We start from the raw sequence: 19,726 nt of genomic DNA, 5'->3' as shown, positions 1-19,726 counted from the left end.
CGGGATGAAGGCGTCGCGGCATCAGGTCGGGGGGAAGGGGTTCGGAGGGGGGAAGGTGGGAGGGGTCCTGAATGCGGGGGGAGAGCTGCATGCGGCGGTGACGAAGACTCTGGCCCGGCTGACTTGTACGGCCGGGCAGTCCGAGCGCGATGGGGGTAACCGACTGGAAGTACCGCTGCTGGCGTCCTTCGCGGGGGCGAAACGGACCCAGTTGGCGGTGCTGACGGAGGCCGCGGTGATGGCCGAGCTGCGCCAGGTGGTCACGGGGGTGACGTGCCTGGCATCGGTTCGGCCGCTGTCGCCGCGGCTGGCGGTGGCCCCCATCGTGCTCGCCAGAGGTCAGGACTTCAGCCCGGGCCGGGCCCACCGGCACGGGTGGGTGGAGTCGGCACACAGACACGACTTCGACGAGGTCGTGGACGAGGGCGGTATCTACAGCTGGTAGGACTTTTGCTTCCAGCCCCCCTGGTGCACCGGGGGGCCAGTCTGGGAGTCCCGTGGGGGCGGGGCTCCAGGGCTGACGGCCCAACGACTCCTGCTCGCCTGAGGGGGAGAGCAGACGAGGTCGAGGTCGGAGTGATGAGGGGTGCCTCGCTTTCAAACGAGGCATCCCTCATTTTTTTGCCCTCAGCGCGCCTGGGCCGAGCCGGCCCGCTGCTTGTGCCAGGCGGCGAGCACCTCGCGCTCGCGCACCGGGGTGAGGCCGGCCCGCTTCCGCAGCTCCGCCTGCCGCTCCGGGGGCAGCCCGTTGAACCAGGTCAGCGTGTCGCGCGCCGTGTCCACCGTGGGGCGGAATTTCAATCCACGCGCCACAGCCCGGGCATTGCTGACGGCGCTCATGCCCGCCAGCTCTCCCCCGGGCGACACCCACACCGGCATGTCCGTCCACGCCGCCACGTTCTGCGTCTCCAGGAAGGGGGCGTCCGCCCAGGTGAAGGTGGCGTTGCTCTGGCTGGCCTGTTTGCAGGCCTCCAGCAGTTCCTTCATGGAGAGCGGCTTTTCCGGGCCGGTGGCGTTGAAGATGCCCACGTCCCGGTTCTCGAGGGTGAGGAGGGTCCACTCGGCCAGGTCGCGCACGTCGATGAACTGGACCGGGTCCGAGCCGTCGCCGGGTGCGAGCACCTCGCCCCCTTGGGCCACGCGCACCGGCCAGTAGGAGAAGCGCTGGGTCGGGTCATCCGGGCCCACGATGAGGCCGGGGCGGATGTTCGTGGTGCGCCCGGGAAAGGACGCCTCGGCCGCCTTCTCGCAAAGCGCCTTGAGGGCGCCGTAATTGTCACGGACGTTCTCGTCGTTGGTGTCGGCGATGGTGGCCAGTGGCGCGTCCTCGTCCATGCCCGGCCGGGGCAGCTCCTTGTAGACGGAGATGGTGGAGATGAAGACATAGTGGCCCACGTTGGGCGCCAGCAGCGCCGCCGAGGCCCGCACGATGCGGGGCACATAGCCGGAGGTGTCGATGACGGCATCCCAGCTCCGCCCCTCGAGCGCCTTCAAGCCCTCACCATTCCTGGGATCCCGGTCCCCGTGCAGCTTCTCCACATCCGGGAACAGGTGGGGGCGCGTCTTGCCGCGGTTGAAGAGGGTGACGGTGTGGCCACGTGCGCGCGCCGCCTCCACCAACTGGGGACCGAGGAACCCCGTCCCTCCAAGGATGAGGATGCGCTTGCTCCCTCCACGTGGCGTGGACGCCTGGGCCGCCCCACCCTGCTCCCGGGTGGCGGCACACCCCATGGCCCAGAGCGAACCGAGCGCGGCCGCTCCCTGCAACACCCCTCTGCGAGTCAGCTTCATGCGGACTACCCCCTCTCGAGTGGAACGAATGATGGACCGCCCTGGCCACATGCCGCGCGGCTCAGCGGGTCACGTCGACGGTGGGCCCCAGCGGCGAAGCCCGAACGGGCATGGAGGCGCGCTGGTGCCGGGCGAGCCACAGGGATACCACGAGCCACAGGCCCGCGAAGGGCACCGCCGCCAGCGCCAGGCCCGACGTGCCCAGTCCCAGCTTGTCGAGGCCCGAGTACATCCAGGCGCTCACCGAGTCGCTGCCGCGGTACACCACCGTGTCGATGAAGCCCTTGGACTTGTACTTCGCCTCGCGGTCCACGTTGGTGAAGAGGATTTCGCGTCCGGGCCGCTCGAAGGCGTAGTGCGAGGCACCGCGCAGCGACTTGAAGCCGATGAGCATCCCCAGCGTGGGCACCGCCGCCAGCCCGACGAAGCCGAGCGCGGTGAGCAGCGGCGCCACCGCCAGCGCCACGCCCAGGCCGAAGCGGGGGATGAGGTGCCCCGTCACCACCGTCTGCAGCACGAGCGTGAGCACCTGCACCCAGAAGTCGATGTCGGCGAAGGCGGCCGCGCGCGCGTTGGCGCCCGAGGCCACCCTGTCCACGATGTGGGCCTGCTGGTTGTAGAGGAAGGTGGAGGTGGAGGCGTAGAGGAGCATCTGCAGCCCCAGCCCCAACAACAGCGGTGAGGAGAACAGCAGCCGCAATCCGGCGAAGACTCCACCGCCCACCGGCGCCTCGGCGACGACGGCCCGGGCCGACACGATGGACGTCCGGCGCGACAACAGCCGCACGCACTGAGCGCTGCCCTCCAGCAGCACCGCGGTGAAGAGCATCAGGTTCGTGGCCCCCAGCGGCTCGGCCAGGTGTTTGACCAGGAAGGGCCCCACCAACATCCCCGCCGTGCCCCCCGCGGCGATGAAACCGAAGAGGCGCTTGCCCTGCTCGCTCACGAACAGGTCCGCCATGAAGCTCCAGAACACGGAGACGACGAAGAGGTTGTAGACGCTCACCCAGACGAAGAAGACGCGCGCCACCCCGTCCCGGGCCATGCCCAGCTTCAGCACCACGAAGAAGGCCAGCAGGTTGAGCAGGAAGAAACGGTAGACGAGCGGAATCACCCGCTGCCTCGGCCAGCGCGACACCAGCGCCGAGAAGGCTGGCACCGCCACCAGCATCACCCCGAACGTCGCCGTGAAGAGCCACGGGATATTCTTCACGCCTCCCGCCGTCGCCATCTCGTCCCGCAGCGGCTTGAGGATGGCGTAGCCGCACATCAGCGTGAAGAAGTAGACGAAGGACAGCAGGACAGCGCCTACCTCCTCGTCCTTCACATTCACGAATCTCTTGAGCATGGGTGCCTGGCCGCCGTCCGTGCCGCCACCAACCGCGACATTTCGGGACTATTCCCAAGCCTGATGGGACCCACCAGCGGGGCACCTGGAGCCGGAGCACGGCGTGACTTCGTGTGAAGCGCTCCGGCCCTCGGAGTCGTCTACCGGCCCGTCGCCTCGCGCAACACCGCCTCCACCCTCGGCAGCGCCGCGCGGATCTCCTCCATCGACACCGCGCCCACCGACAGGCGGAACCAACCCGTGTCGTCCTTCAAGCCGAACGCCTGGAAGGGCACGAGCGCGAAGCCCGCCTTGTCGAGCAGCAGCTTGCGGATGTCATCATTCGTCCGCAGCCCCGCCTTGCCGACGAGATCGAACTGCGCCGACAGGTAGATGGCACCCTGCGGGGCGATGGAGCGCACCGGCAACCCCGCCGCCCGCATCGCCTCGAAGCCCTGGTGCAGCGCCACCAGCCGCTCGTCCACCCGCCGCCGCATCGTCTCCAGGAAGGCCGTGGTCGCCGGCACGTCATCCATGAAGCGCGCCACCGCCACCTGCTCGGCCTTGGGGGCCCACGCGCCCACGTGTCCCAGCACGTCCTTCATCCGCGAGATGATGGACGGCGGCCCCACCGCCCAGCCCACGCGCACGCCCGTGGCCGCGAATGCCTTCGAGATGCCATCCACGAACACCGTGTACGGCGCCATCTCCGGCACCAGCTCCACCGGCGTCACGTGCTTCGTCTGCCCGAACGTGAGCGTCCAATAAATCTGGTCGTACATCACGATGAGCGGCCTGCGCCCCTGCGCCTCGCGCTTGCGGTTCTCCTCCACCACGCGCTGGCCGATGTCCCGCAGGGCCTCGGGCGAAATCATCGTGCCCGTGGGGTTGAGCGGGCTGCATAGGCACAACAGCCGCGCCTCCGCGAGGTGCGGCGCAAGTTGCTCCACCGTGGGCATGAAGCCGAGCTCGGGGTCCGTCACCACCGTCACGTGCTTCGCCCCCACCATGTGCGCGTAGTGGTTGTTGTTCCACGAGGGCACCGGGTAGACGACCGTGTCTCCCGGATCCATCACCGCGCGGAACACGCCGTAGATGACCGGCCGCGCTCCGCCGGTGATGAGCACGCCGTCGATCGGATACTTCAGACCCAGCGTGCGCTCGTAGAAGCGCTGCACCGTCTGCCGGAGCGGCAGCACACCGTCCGAGGGCGGGTAGTTCGTCTCACCCGCCTTCAGCGCCGAGGCGATGGCGTCGCCCAGTCCTGACGGGATGGGGAACTCGCGGGGGCTGAAGTCCCCCACGGTGAGGTTGCACACCTGTTTCCCCTGGGCCACCAGCTCGCGGATCTCCGCCGCGATGCGGAGGATTTCGCTTCCAACGAGACCACGCACCATCGTGCCAACGGTGTCGTCCCGGCGAGGGCCAAACAGGGGATTGAGGTCGAGAGCCATCGGGGCATTACTCCAGGGTCGGATACGCGTCCGGGCGAACGATATACGCGGCGGAAAGCCCGGGCCCAAGCGGTCCGTGGAATCCGTGGGATTTTCCGTTCCCCCTGCATCCTCAGCTCCCGGACGCCCCCCTCCTCCCCCGCCCAGGAACATCGACCGAGGCCTGGGGCACGAACTGCCTTTTACCGGGCACTTCCTTTCGGCTCGAATCGATGACGTCGTTGAAGTCCTCTAGACACGTTGACCGACCGTCGAGACTCCAGGCCCACCCCGGGCCCTCCACGAGTCCTGGCGGACAGATAGGAGAAACATCGATGCACATGCGTGAAATGAAGCGCTGGGGCGTGCTGACCCTGCTCGGAGCCGGGCTGCTGGGGCTGGTCGGCTGCGGAGAGTCGCACGTGTCGACCACCCAGCTGTCGGGCGCCAACGAGGTTCCCCCCGTGACGACATCCGCCTCCGGCACGGCCAGCGCCACGCTCGACGGAGATGAGCTCTCCGTCAGTGGCACCTTCAGCGGGCTGTCGAGCCCCCTGTACGAGGAGTCCGGCAGCGCGGCCCATGTCCACCAGGCGCCCCCGGGTGAGAACGGCGGCATCGTCTTCAACCTCACCGTCTCCGGTGATGGGGCCTTCAGTGGCACCAAGAAGCTCACCGACGCCGAGCAGGAAGCCTTCAAGGCCGGGCGCTTCTACGTGAACGTCCACACCGAGAACCACCCGACGGGAGAGATCCGCGGCCAGTTCTCCACCACCATCAGCGGCAACTGACGGATGCTCCGGACGGAACCGGCCTCGTCCCGGTTCCGCTCCCTCCTCACCGGCAATCGTGCTGGCACTCGAGCGCCGCTCGTGCCACATGGGACCCCGCCCGGGCCTCGCGGGCCACCAGGAGGATGCTGATGAAGATGATTGGACGCTGGATGCCGACACTCGGGCTCGCCGCCTGCCTCGCGACCACCGGATGCAAGAAGGAAGAGCCCGCTGCTCCCACCGCACCCGCTACTCCCGCCGCACCCGCGGCCCCCGTGGACCCGACCGCCACGGCGGATGCCGGTACGCCGGTCGATGCCGGTGGCACGGCCGCTCCCCACCCCGCTCCCGAAACACAGACGCCACCGTCCTCTCCCACGCCGGACACCCAGGCCGCCGGGCCCGAGGACCCGAAGAACCGCGAGTGGACCGCGGGCCTCGTGGACATCCCCCGCTCCGGCATGATGCCGGTGACACTGCTCGAGGTGAGAGAGGGCCGCAACGAGGGCTTCGACCGCGTCGTGTTCCAGTTCCAAGGCGATCAGCTGCCCGGCTACCACCTCGAGTACATCGACAAGCCCGTCACCAAATGCGGCTCCGGCAATCCCACGGAGGTCGCCGGCCAGGGCTGGCTCGAGGTCCGCATCATGCCCGCCCAGGCCCACGTGGACGGTAAGGTCACCGTCGCCTCGCGCGAGCGCATGCCCAAGCTGCCCGTCATCGAGGAGATGGAGCTCACGTGCGACTTCGAGGGCGAGGTCACCTGGGTGCTCGGCGTGAAGCACCCCAACAAGTACCGCGTGATGGAGCTGCGCGAGCCCACCCGCCTCGTGGTGGACGTGCGGCACTGAGCACCTCCATCACCCGCGCCGCAGCGCTCCGGCCAGCCGCTCCAGGTCCGCGATGAGCTGCCCGTGCCGCGCGCGAGCCGCCTCACCGCCCGCGCGCAACGCCATCGCCAGCGCCTTCGGCAGGTTCAGCGCCCCGTCGCTCGCGAGCTTCTCCGCGTACCCACTTCGATAGTCATTGGGCACGCGGAGGCTCCAGTTCTCCTCACTCACTGTGCCCGGCGCGTTGTACGTCTCCTTCATCCCCAGCAGGTCCGCGAAGAACACCATCACGTTCTCCGCCCGGCTGGCGAAGAGGTCCGCGAACTTCGCCTGCACCAACATCCCCGGCTCCTCCACCAGCCGGCGCGCGAAGTCCTCCCGCCCCTCCTCCTCCGGGTGCAGCCTCCACGCCAGGTAGTCCGCCTGCGCTCGTGCCTCCCCCGCCTGCCTCCACCGGTCCGCCAGCGCCCAGATGGGCTTCGTGTCGTGGTTGCCCACCATGATCCAATCCTGGGGCGCGGCGTTCTCGCTCCGGTACACGTCTCGCGGATTGTTCAGGTCCGCCTTCTGCGTCACGCGGAAGCGCCCCAGCCCGTACTGCTCCATCACCCGCTGCAACGGGTACGGCATCGTGCTCAGCACCTCGCACAGCAGGTCCGACACCTTGCGCCCGTGCGCGTGCGCCGACGCGATGATCGCATCGAAGAGGGCGCTGTAGCAGCTCACCTGCTCCGGGTTCAGCTCGCGCACCCAGCCGTCCGCGTGGCGCGGCGCCGAGCGATCCAACTGCTCCGGCTTCACGAGCGCCCAGCGCGCCAGCTCCGGATGGTCCGGCAGATCCGGCGAGGAGAAGAGCCGCGCCCCACTCTGCACCGCGCGCAGCGCGTTCAGCTCTCCCGACCGGTATACCCACGGGCACACCAGCCCGTGCGGATGATCGATGCGCAACCCGTCGTACTCGGTCAGCATCTTGTTCACCCGCGAGCCCATGAACCACAACACCGGACCGGGCTGCCTCACCCCCGGGTACGGCCCCGCCGGATTGGGCGGCGCGTGGTACTGCGAGGGGTCCAACACCGGGTAGTTCCACGGTTGGCCCTCGGGGTTGGTGCGGCTGGGCGGCGCTCCCATCAGATACGAGCCCACGAAGAGCCCCTGGTACGCCCAGGCATCCCTCGGCGAGTAACCAATCTGAAGGTCACCGAACAACTTCAGGCCCCACGCCGCCGTCCGCTCCCGCAGCGCCGCGTGCTGCGAATGCACCAGGAATTGCCTGAACGCATACGCCTCCACCTGCGCGGCGTACTTCGTCAACAACACCTGCCGGCGATTGCCGAACGTCGCCTCCTCGCCCGGGCGCGGGTTCCACAGCCGCCGGTCCCACTCGCTCGGCCATTCCTTCCAATAGGCACGCCCGTGCTCCGTGCAGAGCACATCGTAGAGCGCGTCCCGCTCCAGCCACTCGCGGTGCTCGCGCCGGAAGGTGTCGAAGTGCTCGGACAGCCAGGCGATGGCGCTGCCGGGCTCCGCCCGGGCCCGCTTGTGCTGGAAGTTCGTCCAGGCCTCCTCCAACGCCTCGCTCTGGGCTCGGAAGACGTAGCGGTGCTTCACCCTCCCGTCACCACCCGGACGCGCCGCGACGAGGGCCTGCACACGCTCGGGCCGCAGCAGGCCCCCCCAGGACTCCTCGTGCGTGAGCGACGCGAGCGCCACGTTCAGCACGTTGCGCGAGAAGAGCGTCCCGTCATACGGCGAGGGGTTGTCCTCCGATGTCTGCCCCTGCGGGCCAAGTTGGATGCCGTTGAAGCCCAGCTCCCGCGCGAACTCGAGGAAGCGCAGGCCTCCCTCCGCGTACGGCGAGCCCCGGCCAGGGTCCTCGCCCGGGGCGCTCGGGAAGCTCGGGTCATGAATGCTCAACACCAGGTTGCGCACGTTCAGCGCGGCCAGGGCCGCGGTCACGTGTCGCTGGTAATCTTCGGGCAGGTTTCCGCGGGGCATCGGCACGGCTCGGGGGGGGGGGAGAGGCTCGCCCCCACCCTAGGAGATCATCGCGGGGCCGTGAACCCCTTCCCGCCCGGAGCCGCCCGGTTCCCTCGCGGCTGCCGACAGGAGGACAGGTGGACCGGTTGCCTAACCGTCCGCGCTCGCGCCCTCCTGCTCCGCCGCGCAATCCCGCCGCTTCGAGGGCTTCTTCGCCTGCTTCGTCACCACCGCTCCCCGCTCCACCGAGAAGCGCCAGGTGCGCGTGTCGCACGTCGGGGCCGTCAACTCCTCCTCCAGCACCAGCTCGCCCCGGCCCACCCGCAGCCCCTTCACCTCCGACGCGGCGTCGTCCTCGGGCGGCTCGATGACGGTGGACTCCACGTCCTCCTTCTTCAGCAACGCGAGCACCAACACCCAACTCCGGCGCGCTCCACCGCCCTCCTCCATGTGGTCGAACGTGACGGCGGTCAACGTCCCTCCCGGGGCACGCATCCGCGCGCTCTTCCCGAAGGACCAGCCCGGCAGCAGCTCGGGGCACGCCAACGGCTCCCCTTCGTCCCACAGCACCCGGCGTGAAGACACCCCGGGCTCGAGCGCGGAGAACACCTTCGCCATCACCTCGCCCTCCTTCACCTCGCACACCCCCAGCGCCACGAAGAAGGCGCCGGGCCTCAACCCGGGCACCTCCGCTCCGTCGATGACGCGGGGATACGCCGAGCCCGCCTCCAGGACACGTGCCCAGTCCACCGAGCGCGCCTGGTAGGACTCCACGAGCGACTCGGCCTCATCGCGCGTGCGGCCCGCGCCCCAGACCACCATCACCCGCTCCTGGATGGGGCCAGCGGATACCGGCGACTCCGCTCCAGCCCACACCGGGAGCGACACGACCAGGACGAGGAGGATGAGGACCAGGCGCATGGTGTCACGCACGATGGCATGGCTTCCCGACCTCTCCCAACTCGTAGTCCCCGGCTCCCAACAGTGAACACTGAGGGACGCGGATGGGTGGACGTCCCAGCCTCGCGTTGGAAGGGTTCGGGCCCCAGGGGAGACCCTCTTCTTCGATTCCGGAGTCCTTGATGAGCATGGTGGCCCCTCCTCCCTCGCCCGCTTTTCCCCAGACACACCGGACCGGCGAGGGCCTGGGCGCGGAGATGCTCGCGCAACTCTTCGAGCGCGCCCGTCCGCTGGTGGAGGCGCTCTTCGCGCAGGTGAACGACGGCGTCACCGTGCAGGGCCCGGACCACCTGCTGTGCTTCGCCAACCCCGCGGCGGCGCGCCTGCTCGGTGCCAACACCCCGGAGGAACTGCTGGGCCCACGCGGCGTCCCGCTGCTCGAGTGCTTCCAGGTGCTCGACGCCTCGGGCAGGCCGACGAGCGCCGACATCCTCCCCGGCCGGCAGGTGCTCGCGGGCCAGAGCGGCGCCGAGCGCGTGCTGCGCTTCCGCCACTCGCGCACCGGCCAGGAGAAATGGTGCCGGCTGTCCGCGGCTCCGGTGCGCGATGCCGACGGCAGGGTGGTGTACGCCGTCAACGTCTTCCATGACGTCACCGAGATGATTCGCACCCAGGAGCGGTTGAGCGTGCTGGCCGAGGCCGGTGAGCTGCTCTCCGCCTCGCTCGACCTGGAGAGCACGTTGACCGCCACCGCTCGCCTGCTCGTGCCCCGGCTCGGAGATTGGTGCGCGGTGGACCTGGCGGACGATACCTCCGCTTCACGGCGGGTGGCCGCCATCCACGCGGACCCGACCAAGCTGGAGCTGGCGCGCACACTGCGCGAGCGCTACCCCGGGAGCGCCGAGAGCACCGGCACCATCGCCCACGTGATGAAGACGGGTCAGCCCCACCTCACGGCCCACATCACGGACGAGATGTTCGTGGCGACCGCCAGGGACGCGGAGCACCTGCGGCTGTTGCGCGAGCTGGGCCTGCGCTCCATCATCGTGGTGCCCCTCAAGGCCCGGGAGCGGACGCTGGGTACCCTCACGGTGGCCACCGCGGAGTCCTCGCGTCACCTGGGGACGGACGAACTGCAACTGGTGGAGGAACTGGCCCGCCGGGCGGCGCTCGCGGTGGACAACGCCCGCCTCTACGCGGAGGCGAAGCGCACCCAGGCCCGGCACGAGGTGGCGCTCGAGGCGGGCCGCATGGGCGCCTGGGAATGGGACATCTCCGCCGGACGCGTGACCTGGGCCCCCACGTTGGAGCGCATCCACGGCATCCCCGAGGGCAGCTTCGGCGGCACCTTCCAGGATTACCAGAGCGACATGCACCCGGAGGACCGGGAGCGGGTGCTCGCGAGCATCCAGCGCGTCGTGGCCCAGCGAGAACCGGAGCACCACATCCAATACCGCATCGTCCTCCCCGACGGACAGGTGCGCTGGATGGAGGCCCACGGCCGGCTCACCCTGGACGAACAGGGCCAGCCCTCGCGCCTGACGGGCGTGTGCACCGACATCACCCAACGGCTCGCCCTGGAGGAGGACGCGCGGCGGTTGGTCCGCGAGCAGGCCGCGCGCGCCGAGGCCGAGCGGGCCCGCCAGCACACCGCCGAGCTGCTGGAGAACCTGCGCAAGACCCAGGCGGAGCTCGCCCAGCGCGCCCAGGAGCTCGCCCGCTCCAACGCGGACCTGGAGCAGTTCGCCTACGTGGCCTCGCATGACCTGCAGGAGCCGCTGCGCATGGTGGCCAGCTACGTGCAACTCCTGTCACGTCGCTACAAGGGCAAGCTGGACGCGGACGCGGACGAGTTCATCCGCTACGCGGTGGACGGCGCCACCCGCATGCAGGCGCTCATCAACGACCTGCTCGCCTACTCGCGCGTGGGCACGCGAGGCAAGGAGCTGATGCCGGTGCCGCTCGAGAAGAGCCTGGAACGCGCCCTGTCCCACCTGCGCCTCGCCCTACGGGAATCCGGCGCGGAGGTGAAGGTGGAGCCCCTGCCGTGGGTGCTGGGAGACGAGACCCAGCTCGTCCAGCTCCTGCAGAACCTGGTGGGCAACGCGGTGAAGTTCCGCGGCGAGCACCCTCCACTCATCCGCGTGTCCACCACGCGCGAGGCGGACACCATCACCGTCACCGTGGAGGACAACGGCATCGGCATCGAGCCCCAGTACTACGAGCGCATCTTCGCCATCTTCCAGCGGCTGCACGCCAAGGAGGAGTACCCGGGCACGGGCATCGGCCTGTCCATCTGCAAGAAGATCGTCGAGCGCCACGGCGGGCGCATCTGGGTGGAGTCCACTCCGGGCCAGGGCAGCACGTTCCGCTTCACGCTCACCGCGGCCGAGCCCCAAACCACGTAACGCTCCCGGCACATCCCCGGCGCTGTGCGAACCACCGGGTTCGTATATCCTCCAACGACACGACGACGGTACCGGCGTTCCCCACGGGTTCTTCGGGAGCGCGTCCCGCGCACCGGCCGCCGTGTCAAAGAGGGGATCGACATTCATGCGCAAGGTCGTGCAGATCGTGGGGGGCGCGCTGTTGGCGCTGGGTCTCACCGCGTGTCCTGATTCGGATGAAGACAAGGACAAGGACACCACTTCAACGGGCAACACCATCAGCGGCACGGTGAAGGCACCTGCCGGGGGCAGCATCATCAGCACGGAGCTCGTGGCCTGCTTCGTCGTCGACGGCCAGTGCGACGTCGAGTCGTCCAAGACCCGCCTGCAGGTCCTGCAGGGCATGGGCACGAGCGCCTCGTACAAGTTCGACAACCTGTCCGCGGGCCAGTACCTGCTCATCGCCCTCAAGGACACCAACAAGAACAACGAGTTCGACCCGGGCGACTACGTGGGCGTCTACGGCAACTCCCTGGGTGCGGTGGCCGTCAAGCCACCGGCCCAGAACATCAACATCACCATGACGGTGAACACCGAGACCGCCAACACCGGCATCAGCGGCACGGTGACCGCGCCCGCGGGCGGCTCCATCAGCGGCACCCAGGTGGTGGCTTGCTTCGTCAGCGGCGGTGCGTGCGTCCCCGACCACTCCAACACCCGGCAGGTGACCCTCAGCGGCACCGGCTCCAGCGGCACCTACAGCTTCAGCTCCCTGGCCGCCGGCCAGTACACCCTCGTCGCGTACAAGGACATCAACGTCAACTCCCAGGTCGACGATGGCGACTACGAGGGCTTCTACACGACGACCGGGACCAGCGCGTCGCCCGTCACCTCGCCGGCCCAGGGCGTCAACATCTTCCTGAGGGTGAGGGGCGGCGGCACGACCACTCCTCCCCCGGGCGTGACGTTCCTGCGCCCCTCGGACTTCAGCGGCGGCTCGGCCACCGTCACCCTCCAGGGCCTCTCCCCCACCGAGCGCGTGGCCGTCATTCCGGTGCACGCCAGCCAGTCCTCGACCGTGGATGGCCTGCGCTACACCCTCAACACCACCGGCGTGCTCGCCCAGACCCTGACGGACTCAGGCGTGGCGGCGCTGCCGCGCTCGGACCTCGAGCCGGCCGTGCCCGACACGGGCGATGAGAAGGCGGCCCACCAGGAGGCCCACCTGACCCGGCTGAGCAAGGGCCTGCGGGACGTGGAGACGCTGCGGCGGGGCGGTGCCCGGACACTGGGCGCCAGGGGCACCGTTCGTGCCCAGGCCCTCGACAACTGCGCGGCGCCCTACACCGTGGGCTCCAAGGCCTGCTCCTTCTGGATCAGCAATGGCAGCTCGCAGACGCGCATCACCGCCACGCTCAGGCACTCGAGCCCCAACGCCTACTGGTTCGTGCAGAACGAGGACACGAGCGAGTTCAGCAGCAGCGAGCTGCAGAGCCTGGCCAACGACTTCGAGACCCGGGTCATCCCCTCGGACAACCGCTACTTCGGCGACTTCGCCGACGTGGACAACAACCAGAAGATCCTCATCGTCTTCAGCCGCCTGCTCGGCCCGCAGGGGCTGCTCGGCTACGTGTTGCCGTTGGATCTCTACGACGACGCCAATGCGTACCCGGCCACGGGCACGCACAGCAACGAGGGCGACATCTTCTACGCCGCCACGCCTGGCACCCTCGGGTCGGTGTACTCCCGCTCCAGCTACTTCAGCACGGTGATGCCCGCCACCATGGTGCACGAGCTCAAGCACCTCATCGCCACCGGCCGCCGGCACACCGCCGACAACCTGCCGGAGGAGCTGTGGATCGAGGAGGGCAGCGCCATGGCCGCCCAGCAGCTGGCGGGCCTGGGTACCCAGGTGGGTGAGATGCAGCCCTACGCGCGCTACGCCCTGGCCGCCCCGCAGAACTACCGGGTGGTGCACGCGTCGCGGCCGAGCAGCCATGACGAGGGGCTGGGCATCTACGGCTACAACTTCCTGTTCGTCTGGCGCGCGGCGCAGGCCGTCGGCCACGACACCTTCTGGAGGAACTGGACGGCCGGCCCCGGCAGGGGCATCTCCAACCTCGAGGTCCACACCGGGAAGCCCTTCTCCGAGCTGATGCTGGACTGGGCGGCGGCGCTCGCGCTGGACCATGCCCACCTCATCGACGGCTACGACTACGACACCTTCAACCTGCGTGACGGGAGCTGGACGAGTCTGGGGTACGGCACGCTGCAGAGCGGGGTGAGCGGAACGACGCGCTCCATGGCCTACCACGTGGGCCGCGGCACCGGCGCCAACGCGAGCATCACCCTCCAGGTCTCCAATGGCGCCAATCCCCACGCCGTGGTGTTGCGTCTGCCGGGAGCACTGCCCTCCTCGTCCGCCCCCGCGGCCATGAGCGTCCCCCTCACCCAGGTCCTCCCGCCGGAGCTGCTGAAGCCGGCGCGCCTCGACGCACGGGCCCTGCTCCCGCAGCTGCTCACCGGGAAGCCCTGAGCCGAGCGCATTGAATGGTGGGAGGGGCGCGCGCGTCCCTCCCGCCAGAGACCTTCGAGAGAGCCCTCCACCTCATGCACCTCATCCTTCCCCTCATCGCCCTGCTCGCCGCCGCCCCGGCCCAATCTCCCTATCGCGCGTTCAGCTGGGATGCGCTCGCCAGGGGACAAGCGGGCTCCGGCCCGGTGCGCGTCACCGGCCGCTACATGCCCTACGCCGAGTACAGCGACCTGGTGCGCGGCGTGCTCGTCTCCGGCCGCTTCGCGCTGCGCGTGGAGGGCCCCTCCTTCGACTGGACGCCCAAGCCCGGTGAGTACGTGGAGCTCTGGGGCCAGCTCGAGTCCGACGCACAGGGCCCCCTGCTTCGCTTCCACAACGGCCGCCCCACCCGGGACACCCGCCGCGCTCCCAGCCCCATGCCCGAGCTGACCGCCGGCCAGCAGGTGCGGCTGAAGCTGCGGGTGAGCGAGGGCGGCGCCAATCCCTTCCCCAACGCCCAGGGCGTCACCGAGGACGGCCGTAACGTGATGCTCCCCAAGGACTACGCGGGCCCCTTCGGCGTGGTGTGCCTCCAGGGCACCGTGGCCTCCCTGGGCAACGGCTTCGTCCTGAACGAGCCCACCCCCTGCGCGAAGCGCTGAGCCCCGCGCACGGGTGGCTTCGGGGGTGGGGCCATCCCGCCCACCCTCAGAGCTGCTGCTCGCGGCCGCGAGGCCTCAATGTGTCGCGAGCGGTCATGTTGGGGTGCCACATCTCGGAGGTGGAGCACATGGACGAGGTGGGGCCGCGGACGGGCGCAGAGAGGACCCAGCGCTGGTGGCTGAGCAAGCTGCTCGGGAAACCGGAGATGCAGGAGGCGTTGCTGCTCCCGGTGGGCAGGTTGGAGAGAGGCCGGACGTGAAGGACTGGAGGGCCGAAGGGGCGCAGCTGACGGCGCCGGAGGAGTGCGGCCGGACGTTACGCCGTGGCAATCCGGCCTTATTGAACCGGGAACGTGGGAGGTGATGGTGGAGGCAGAGCTGACGGAAGAGCAGGCCCGGAGGCGCTTCACCCTCAAGCCATGGGACGCGAGCGGGACCCGGACGTTCAGCGTTGGCGGTCTGCCCCATCCCGCTCAAGGAGGCATTGCCCCTGGGTGGAGCAACGCTTTCTCCAACACGTCGGCCAACTCCAGCCACGCCCTGCGTCCCACATCCACGCTCTCCGTCCCGAGCACCATCTCCCGCTGCAACCTCTGGCTCTCCACCCTCCTCTTGCCCTCCATCCGCACCTGATACCAACGACTCCACTGCTCAAGATGCCGGGCTCCCCATGTCTCCAGCCGCTCCGCCATGATGACATTCGCGATGGAGTCCACCAGTGCAGTGACTCGCTCCTCATCGTCATCCAAGATACGACTGGCATCCCAGAGATGCTTCACGGCACGGATGAAGTTGTTCGCGCCGGGTCCTGTGAAGTCATCGTCATCGGGCCACACCAGGCCGTCCTTCATGCCAATCCTCGCCGAGTCCTCGATGAACTCGAGTGGCCACGTCACTCCTGGCTGATGGCGCTCGAACAATGACCATCGGGAAGCCACCTGCCGTTGAGTCAACTCCAATGCCTGATGCGCCGGTATGCGGAGCAGCAGACTCTTCGTCGCGTCCTGACAGGCATTGGAGTCCACCACCTCCCCCGCGTGTCGTAGGGCGACAACGTCCACATCCCGAGAGTCCGACTGACTCATACGCCCCACACCTCCAGGCAGCATACGTCCTTCTCGCAGCTACCAAACAATCCTGCATTTCGTCCATTCAACAGGTCCCACATCCGCATTACCCACACAGCAAGGGCAGCAAACAATCGATCCCACCCTTTTTCCATCCATACGAACGTTGACGTGAGTTCCGACATCCGCGCACGGCCCCCTGGTTGCAACTGCCGCCCCGTGAAGACTCAAGTTCTTCTGATTCAATTCTTTCTTCATGGCATTCAGCGCCTGCTGCTCGCTGTGATATGAATACCCATCAGGCAGGGCGGCGCACATCTCGAGGTGGGGAAAGCGAGAGGAACATGTCTCCTCTTCACTTTTCTTCACGTACGGAGGTGGCCGTCTGGGTTCAGAGTCCCGCCCCTTATCTTCACGCTCATCATTGGCCTTCCAGAGCTTCTTCCCAAGCTCCTCTCCAGCGGCCCTCGTCAGCAGACCCGAAGCAATGGACTCAGCTATCAGCGCTTCTGCCTCCGCGTACTGGCCGCTCCCAATCAGGGCTTTGATGCGAAAAGCCGCACTGCTCCCTCCCTTGATTCGCCCCCCCTCTTCAGGTGCATATGCACCCGCAGCGGCGTCTTCTCGAATGCTCTCGTGAGCACATGCGATGAGAATGACTCCGCACATCAGCACCTGTTGAATTTTCAAACCGGGCCTCTGTCCGAGCAAGTCACCAGCCGGAGGGCGCTTCGCGTGGTTGGGTGCCCATTCAAGGGGCGGCCATGGGGTGGATCACGAACGTTCTCTTCGAAGACAAGGAAATGAAGAGTGAACGGCTCGAGGGAGTCCCGCTCGCAACTCCGAGCCACCCCACTCTGGCGGAAACCCTCAGAGGGGTGACATGCCAGGTATGTCCATCAAGGGAAAGTCTTCACGCCTCGCCCTCTTCTCTTGACTCTTCCCACGTGCCGCGTTCGGCCGAGCCTCCACGACCGCCAGCCCCCCAGATGCACAGGTTGCTGGGGGGCAGGTGGTCACTTGATTCGAACGAGCCGTGGCTCGCCAGTGCATCCGTAGCCCGGGGCCCGCCCTCAGAGCTGCTGCTCGCGGCCGCGCACGTTCCAGGACTCGCGCAGCGCCTCGGGGATACGGAAGGGCGGACGCTCGGGGCCACGGTGCACCCAGACGATGCCCTCCATCAACTTGCGCCCGAACAGCTCGCAGAGCTTCGCGTTCACCACGTTCTGCTCGTCACCCTCGTCCATCACCCAGCCCAACAGCTGCAGGGGCTTCATCAGGGACTTCGTCCAGTCCGATGGAGGCACGGCGATCAGCTCCGCCGTGGAGTCCCCCACCAGGTGGCGGATGAGCGTGCGGCCCAGGCCATCGAAGATGTTGCCGGGGATGATGTGCTCGATGAGCTCGATGAGCGCGCGCGTCATCGCCCGGCCCTCCTCGCTGCTACAGAAGACGCGCCCGAAGATGGTATCCGCCAGGCGCGCGCCGTCCTCGTACTTCTCCGGCAGCAGGCGCTCGTCCACGCCCATGATGTAACCCACCACCCGCCACGCGTGGTAGTAGGCCTGCGCCTCGCGCGGATCGAGCGTGTAGCCCAGCTTCGCCAGCGCGCGGATGGTCACCACCGAGAACGTCACCAGCGTGCCGGCCATGTCCTCCTGGTTGATGGGCTGGCCCCACTCGGGCTTCCACTGGCCGCTCTGGTGGATGAGGTAGCGCACGGCGGCGTGCATGAGGCGCACCTTCTGCGCGTCCCGGATGCCCCAGCCGTCCGGCTCCAGGCCTCCCGGCGACATCACGTCCACCACCATCTGCGCCGTCTCCACGATGCGGCGCTTGGTGTCCGTCTGCAGACGCGCGGTGAGGTGCAGCACCTGCACGCCCTCGGCCCCCGCGTAGCACGTGGGCAGCGACGCGCAGACGAGCGCCAACACCGACAGCGAGCCGCACCGGCTGAACACCGCCTGGCCCTCGCGGATGAGCTCCGGGTCCGCCCACGAGGGCATCCGCGCGCTCTGCTCGAAGTACCCGCGCAAAGGCGCGGGGAGCTGATCCGCCGACACCGACTCCTTGGCCACCAGCTGCTTCATCAGCTCGTTGGCCGACCCCACCATGCCCTGCGCGAAGAGGCTCCGCACCGCCTCGTCGGCCGGCGCATCGCTCTGCTCGCGCATGGAATCCAGGAACTCGTTCGTCCAGCGCATGTCCGTCATTGGGCTTGTCCCCCGCTATGGCTCCGCCCCCGCTACCGCGAAGGGCGGCCGCAGTGTGTCACACCCCCACGGACTGTTCGATATCGGATGCTCGCCCGCCCTTCAATGGACCGGGGGCTCGGGGGGCCGCTCGTGCTCCACCAGGAGTGAAGCCCGGGGCAGGGTGAAGCAGAAGGTGCTGCCCCGCCCCTCCTCGCTCTCCACCCACAGGCCGCCTCCATGGGCCTCCACGAATCCCCGGCTGATGGAGAGGCCGAGCCCCGTTCCCTTCTTTCCCGTCCCCTCCACCTGCCAGAAGGGCTCGAAGAGGTGGGGCAACGCCTCCGGGGGGATGCCCGGGCCGGTGTCGCGCACCAGGAAGCGCACGAAGGACTCCTCGAGCACCGCCTCCACCGTCACCATCCCCCCCTCGGGGGTGAACTTGAGCGCGTTCCCCACCAGGTTGGAGAGCACCTGGAAGACGCGGTCCCGATCGCAGCGCACCTGGACGTGCTCCCGGGGCGGTTGCGTGTGCAGGGCAATCCCCTTCTGGATGGCCAGCGGCTCGAGCAGCGACAGGCCCTCGCGCAGCAGCTCGTCCACGGCATGGCGCCGCAGGTCCAGCTTCAGCCGGCCCGCCTGGAGGCTGGCCATGTCGAGCAGATCCTGGATGAGGCGATCCATCCGCTCCACCGAGCGCTCGATGGTAAGGGTGTGTTTGAGCATCCGCTCGCCCTGCTCACCCGGAGGCAGGAGCCGCCGCAGCAGCTGGATGCTCAACGAGATGCTGCCCAGCGGGTTCTTCAGGTCGTGGCTCACCACGGCCAGCACCTCCTCGCGGGTGCGGACGGCCTGCTGGGCCTCGCGCTCGGCGGCCTCGGCCCGCGAGCGCTCGCGTTGCTGGGCTTCCGCCTCGGCGCGCGCGGCCTGCTCCCGGGCCATGAGTTGGATCCGCTCCGCCTCGATGCTCAGGCGCCGGGCCTCCACGCGGTCCAGCGCGAACGCGGCCCCCCACACCAGCGCGGTGAAGACGACGACGAGCCCCGTGGCGATGAGCGCCAGGGCGAAGGGCAACGAGTAGGCCTCGGAGCGGTAGCCCACGAGCACCAGGCCGACCAGGAGGGTGGGGAGGACGAGCGCTGGCGGCAGCAACCAGCGCGAGAGCACACTGCCCAGGCCCGATTGGGTGACGATGCTCATCAGGCCCCGGTCCGGGCGGCAGTGGAAGACGCCCAGGGACAGCAGCAGCAGACACACCGTGGTGTGCACCGCCATCCGCGCATAGCGGCTGATGCCGGTGAACTCCTCCAGCCCATAGAGGTAGCCCACGAAGCCCACCAGCGCGATGACGCCCGAGAGGGCAGCGAGATACTGCGAGGGCCAGCCCACCATCCGCGTCTTCACCTCGATGCACAGGAGTGCCATCCCGAGCAGGACGAAGCAGAGGGCCGTATTGGGAGCCATCCGCCCCGGATAGCCAAGCTCCATGTCCTGGCCGGGGTCCCTCACGAGGAGCTGGTCGATACCCAGGTCCACGTCGAGGACGTACTGGAGGAGCGTCAGTCCACCCAGGAGGGCGACGAGCCCCGCGCCCACCTGCGCGGCCCGACGCTTGAAGGGGCTGGCGTGGGGGATGCTCGCCAGCACCAGCGCGATGCCGGAGAGCATGAAGCACAGGGCCGTGTTGACATTCATCGTGGGCAGGCCCGGCCGCAACCCCTTGAGCGAGTCGAGGCCGAACACCCAGGCGACGATGACCACCAGCCCCACCAGCAGGACGAGCCCGCCCTCGATGGACGCGAGCCTCCGGAGGACCCGGCACAACCGCTCATGGATGGTCACTTCCATGGCTCGTCCTCCCTCCGGGGC

The 19,726-nt window shown here is 68.6% G+C and carries 16 protein-coding genes; 7 read left to right on the top strand and 9 right to left on the bottom strand.

The features are described 5' to 3' along the window. Positions 1-97: 97 nt before the first annotated feature. Positions 98-445, top strand: coding sequence for a hypothetical protein (locus tag JQX13_RS19535; RefSeq protein ID WP_203410470.1), 348 nt, complete (start codon positions 98-100; stop codon positions 443-445). A 182-nt stretch (positions 446-627) separates the two neighbouring features. Here JQX13_RS19535 and JQX13_RS19530 read toward each other — a convergent pair whose 3' ends face one another. The 3 genes from JQX13_RS19530 to JQX13_RS19520 form a co-directional block, all read right to left on the bottom strand. After that, on the bottom strand, positions 628-1,791 hold the full coding sequence (locus JQX13_RS19530) for an SDR family oxidoreductase (RefSeq protein ID WP_203410469.1): 1,164 nt from the start codon (positions 1,789-1,791) through the stop codon (positions 628-630). A gap of 61 nt (positions 1,792-1,852) precedes the next feature. After that, entirely contained in the window at positions 1,853-3,139 is a 1,287-nt protein-coding gene (locus JQX13_RS19525) for an NTP/NDP exchange transporter (RefSeq protein ID WP_203410468.1), read from the bottom strand. A 140-nt stretch (positions 3,140-3,279) separates the two neighbouring features. Beyond that, positions 3,280-4,572, bottom strand: coding sequence for a pyridoxal phosphate-dependent aminotransferase (locus JQX13_RS19520; protein ID WP_203410467.1), 1,293 nt, complete (start codon positions 4,570-4,572; stop codon positions 3,280-3,282). 320 nt (positions 4,573-4,892) lie between these two features. Between JQX13_RS19520 and JQX13_RS19515 the strand changes: the two genes are divergently transcribed. Then, positions 4,893-5,342 carry a CHRD domain-containing protein gene (locus tag JQX13_RS19515; RefSeq protein WP_203410466.1) on the top strand — a complete coding sequence of 150 codons (450 nt, stop codon included), beginning with the start codon at positions 4,893-4,895 and terminating at the stop codon, positions 5,340-5,342. Between the two features lie 131 nt (positions 5,343-5,473). Then, positions 5,474-6,175 (top strand): AMIN-like domain-containing (lipo)protein, encoded by a 702-nt coding sequence (locus tag JQX13_RS19510; RefSeq protein ID WP_203410465.1) that lies wholly within the window; start codon positions 5,474-5,476, stop codon positions 6,173-6,175. Positions 6,176-6,184: 9 nt separating this feature from the next. On the opposite strand, the gene JQX13_RS19505 is transcribed toward JQX13_RS19510, so the two are convergent. Further along, positions 6,185-8,152: a 4-alpha-glucanotransferase gene (locus tag JQX13_RS19505; RefSeq protein ID WP_203410464.1), complete on the bottom strand. Its 1,968-nt coding sequence runs from the start codon at positions 8,150-8,152 to the stop codon at positions 6,185-6,187. A 132-nt stretch (positions 8,153-8,284) separates the two neighbouring features. Then, positions 8,285-9,067, bottom strand: a complete 783-nt coding sequence (locus JQX13_RS19500) for a hypothetical protein (protein ID WP_203410463.1) — start codon at positions 9,065-9,067, stop codon at positions 8,285-8,287. A 149-nt stretch (positions 9,068-9,216) separates the two neighbouring features. On the opposite strand from JQX13_RS19500, the gene JQX13_RS19495 reads away from it, so the two are divergent. The 4 genes from JQX13_RS19495 to JQX13_RS19480 all read left to right on the top strand — a co-directional run bounded on the left by JQX13_RS19495 (position 9,217) and on the right by JQX13_RS19480 (position 14,858). Beyond that, a complete protein-coding gene (locus JQX13_RS19495; RefSeq protein WP_203410462.1) occupies positions 9,217-11,442 on the top strand; it encodes an ATP-binding protein in 2,226 nt (741 codons plus the stop codon). Positions 11,443-11,587: 145 nt separating this feature from the next. Continuing rightward, positions 11,588-13,957, top strand: a complete 2,370-nt coding sequence (locus tag JQX13_RS19490) for a carboxypeptidase-like regulatory domain-containing protein (RefSeq protein WP_203410461.1) — start codon at positions 11,588-11,590, stop codon at positions 13,955-13,957. A gap of 74 nt (positions 13,958-14,031) precedes the next feature. Further along, positions 14,032-14,598, top strand: a complete 567-nt coding sequence (locus JQX13_RS19485; protein ID WP_203410460.1) for a hypothetical protein — start codon at positions 14,032-14,034, stop codon at positions 14,596-14,598. Between the two features lie 80 nt (positions 14,599-14,678). After that, positions 14,679-14,858, top strand: a complete 180-nt coding sequence (locus JQX13_RS19480) for a hypothetical protein (protein WP_203410459.1) — start codon at positions 14,679-14,681, stop codon at positions 14,856-14,858. A 213-nt stretch (positions 14,859-15,071) separates the two neighbouring features. Here JQX13_RS19480 and JQX13_RS19475 read toward each other — a convergent pair whose 3' ends face one another. The 4 genes from JQX13_RS19475 to JQX13_RS55460 all read right to left on the bottom strand — a co-directional run bounded on the left by JQX13_RS19475 (position 15,072) and on the right by JQX13_RS55460 (position 19,705). Next, positions 15,072-15,683: a hypothetical protein gene (locus tag JQX13_RS19475; protein WP_203410458.1), complete on the bottom strand. Its 612-nt coding sequence runs from the start codon at positions 15,681-15,683 to the stop codon at positions 15,072-15,074. Between the two features lie 39 nt (positions 15,684-15,722). Then, positions 15,723-16,355: a hypothetical protein gene (locus JQX13_RS19470; RefSeq protein ID WP_203410457.1), complete on the bottom strand. Its 633-nt coding sequence runs from the start codon at positions 16,353-16,355 to the stop codon at positions 15,723-15,725. Between the two features lie 383 nt (positions 16,356-16,738). Further along, positions 16,739-17,878 carry an oxygenase MpaB family protein gene (locus tag JQX13_RS19465; protein WP_203410456.1) on the bottom strand — a complete coding sequence of 380 codons (1,140 nt, stop codon included), beginning with the start codon at positions 17,876-17,878 and terminating at the stop codon, positions 16,739-16,741. A 102-nt stretch (positions 17,879-17,980) separates the two neighbouring features. Then, the gene (locus JQX13_RS55460) at positions 17,981-19,705 is read right to left on the bottom strand and encodes a sensor histidine kinase (protein ID WP_203410455.1); all 1,725 of its coding nucleotides are present in this window, start codon (positions 19,703-19,705) and stop codon (positions 17,981-17,983) included. Positions 19,706-19,726: the final 21 nt, after the last annotated feature.

It is taken from the genome of Archangium violaceum (assembly GCF_016859125.1).
Taxonomy (GTDB): Bacteria; Myxococcota; Myxococcia; order Myxococcales; family Myxococcaceae; genus Archangium; species Archangium violaceum_A.
Note: the sequence above shows the minus strand (reverse complement) of the source record. Positions and strands in the feature narration are given on the sequence as shown.

What these genes read in the sequence shown, in the direction of transcription:
- JQX13_RS19510 (WP_203410465.1), top strand. Translation starts at nt 5,474, where the DNA reads ATGAAGATGATTGGACGCTGGATGCCGACACTCGGGCTCGCCGCCTGC.
- JQX13_RS19490 (WP_203410461.1), top strand. Translation starts at nt 11,588, where the DNA reads ATGCGCAAGGTCGTGCAGATCGTGGGGGGCGCGCTGTTGGCGCTGGGT.
- JQX13_RS19530 (WP_203410469.1), bottom strand. Translation starts at nt 1,791, where the DNA reads ATGAAGCTGACTCGCAGAGGGGTGTTGCAGGGAGCGGCCGCGCTCGGT.
- JQX13_RS55460 (WP_203410455.1), bottom strand. Translation starts at nt 19,705, where the DNA reads ATGGAAGTGACCATCCATGAGCGGTTGTGCCGGGTCCTCCGGAGGCTC.
- JQX13_RS19485 (WP_203410460.1), top strand. Translation starts at nt 14,032, where the DNA reads ATGCACCTCATCCTTCCCCTCATCGCCCTGCTCGCCGCCGCCCCGGCC.
- JQX13_RS19475 (WP_203410458.1), bottom strand. Translation starts at nt 15,683, where the DNA reads ATGAGTCAGTCGGACTCTCGGGATGTGGACGTTGTCGCCCTACGACAC.
- JQX13_RS19495 (WP_203410462.1), top strand. Translation starts at nt 9,217, where the DNA reads ATGAGCATGGTGGCCCCTCCTCCCTCGCCCGCTTTTCCCCAGACACAC.
- JQX13_RS19520 (WP_203410467.1), bottom strand. Translation starts at nt 4,572, where the DNA reads ATGGCTCTCGACCTCAATCCCCTGTTTGGCCCTCGCCGGGACGACACC.
- JQX13_RS19465 (WP_203410456.1), bottom strand. Translation starts at nt 17,878, where the DNA reads ATGACGGACATGCGCTGGACGAACGAGTTCCTGGATTCCATGCGCGAG.
- JQX13_RS19505 (WP_203410464.1), bottom strand. Translation starts at nt 8,152, where the DNA reads ATGCCCCGCGGAAACCTGCCCGAAGATTACCAGCGACACGTGACCGCG.
- JQX13_RS19525 (WP_203410468.1), bottom strand. Translation starts at nt 3,139, where the DNA reads ATGCTCAAGAGATTCGTGAATGTGAAGGACGAGGAGGTAGGCGCTGTC.
- JQX13_RS19515 (WP_203410466.1), top strand. Translation starts at nt 4,893, where the DNA reads ATGCGTGAAATGAAGCGCTGGGGCGTGCTGACCCTGCTCGGAGCCGGG.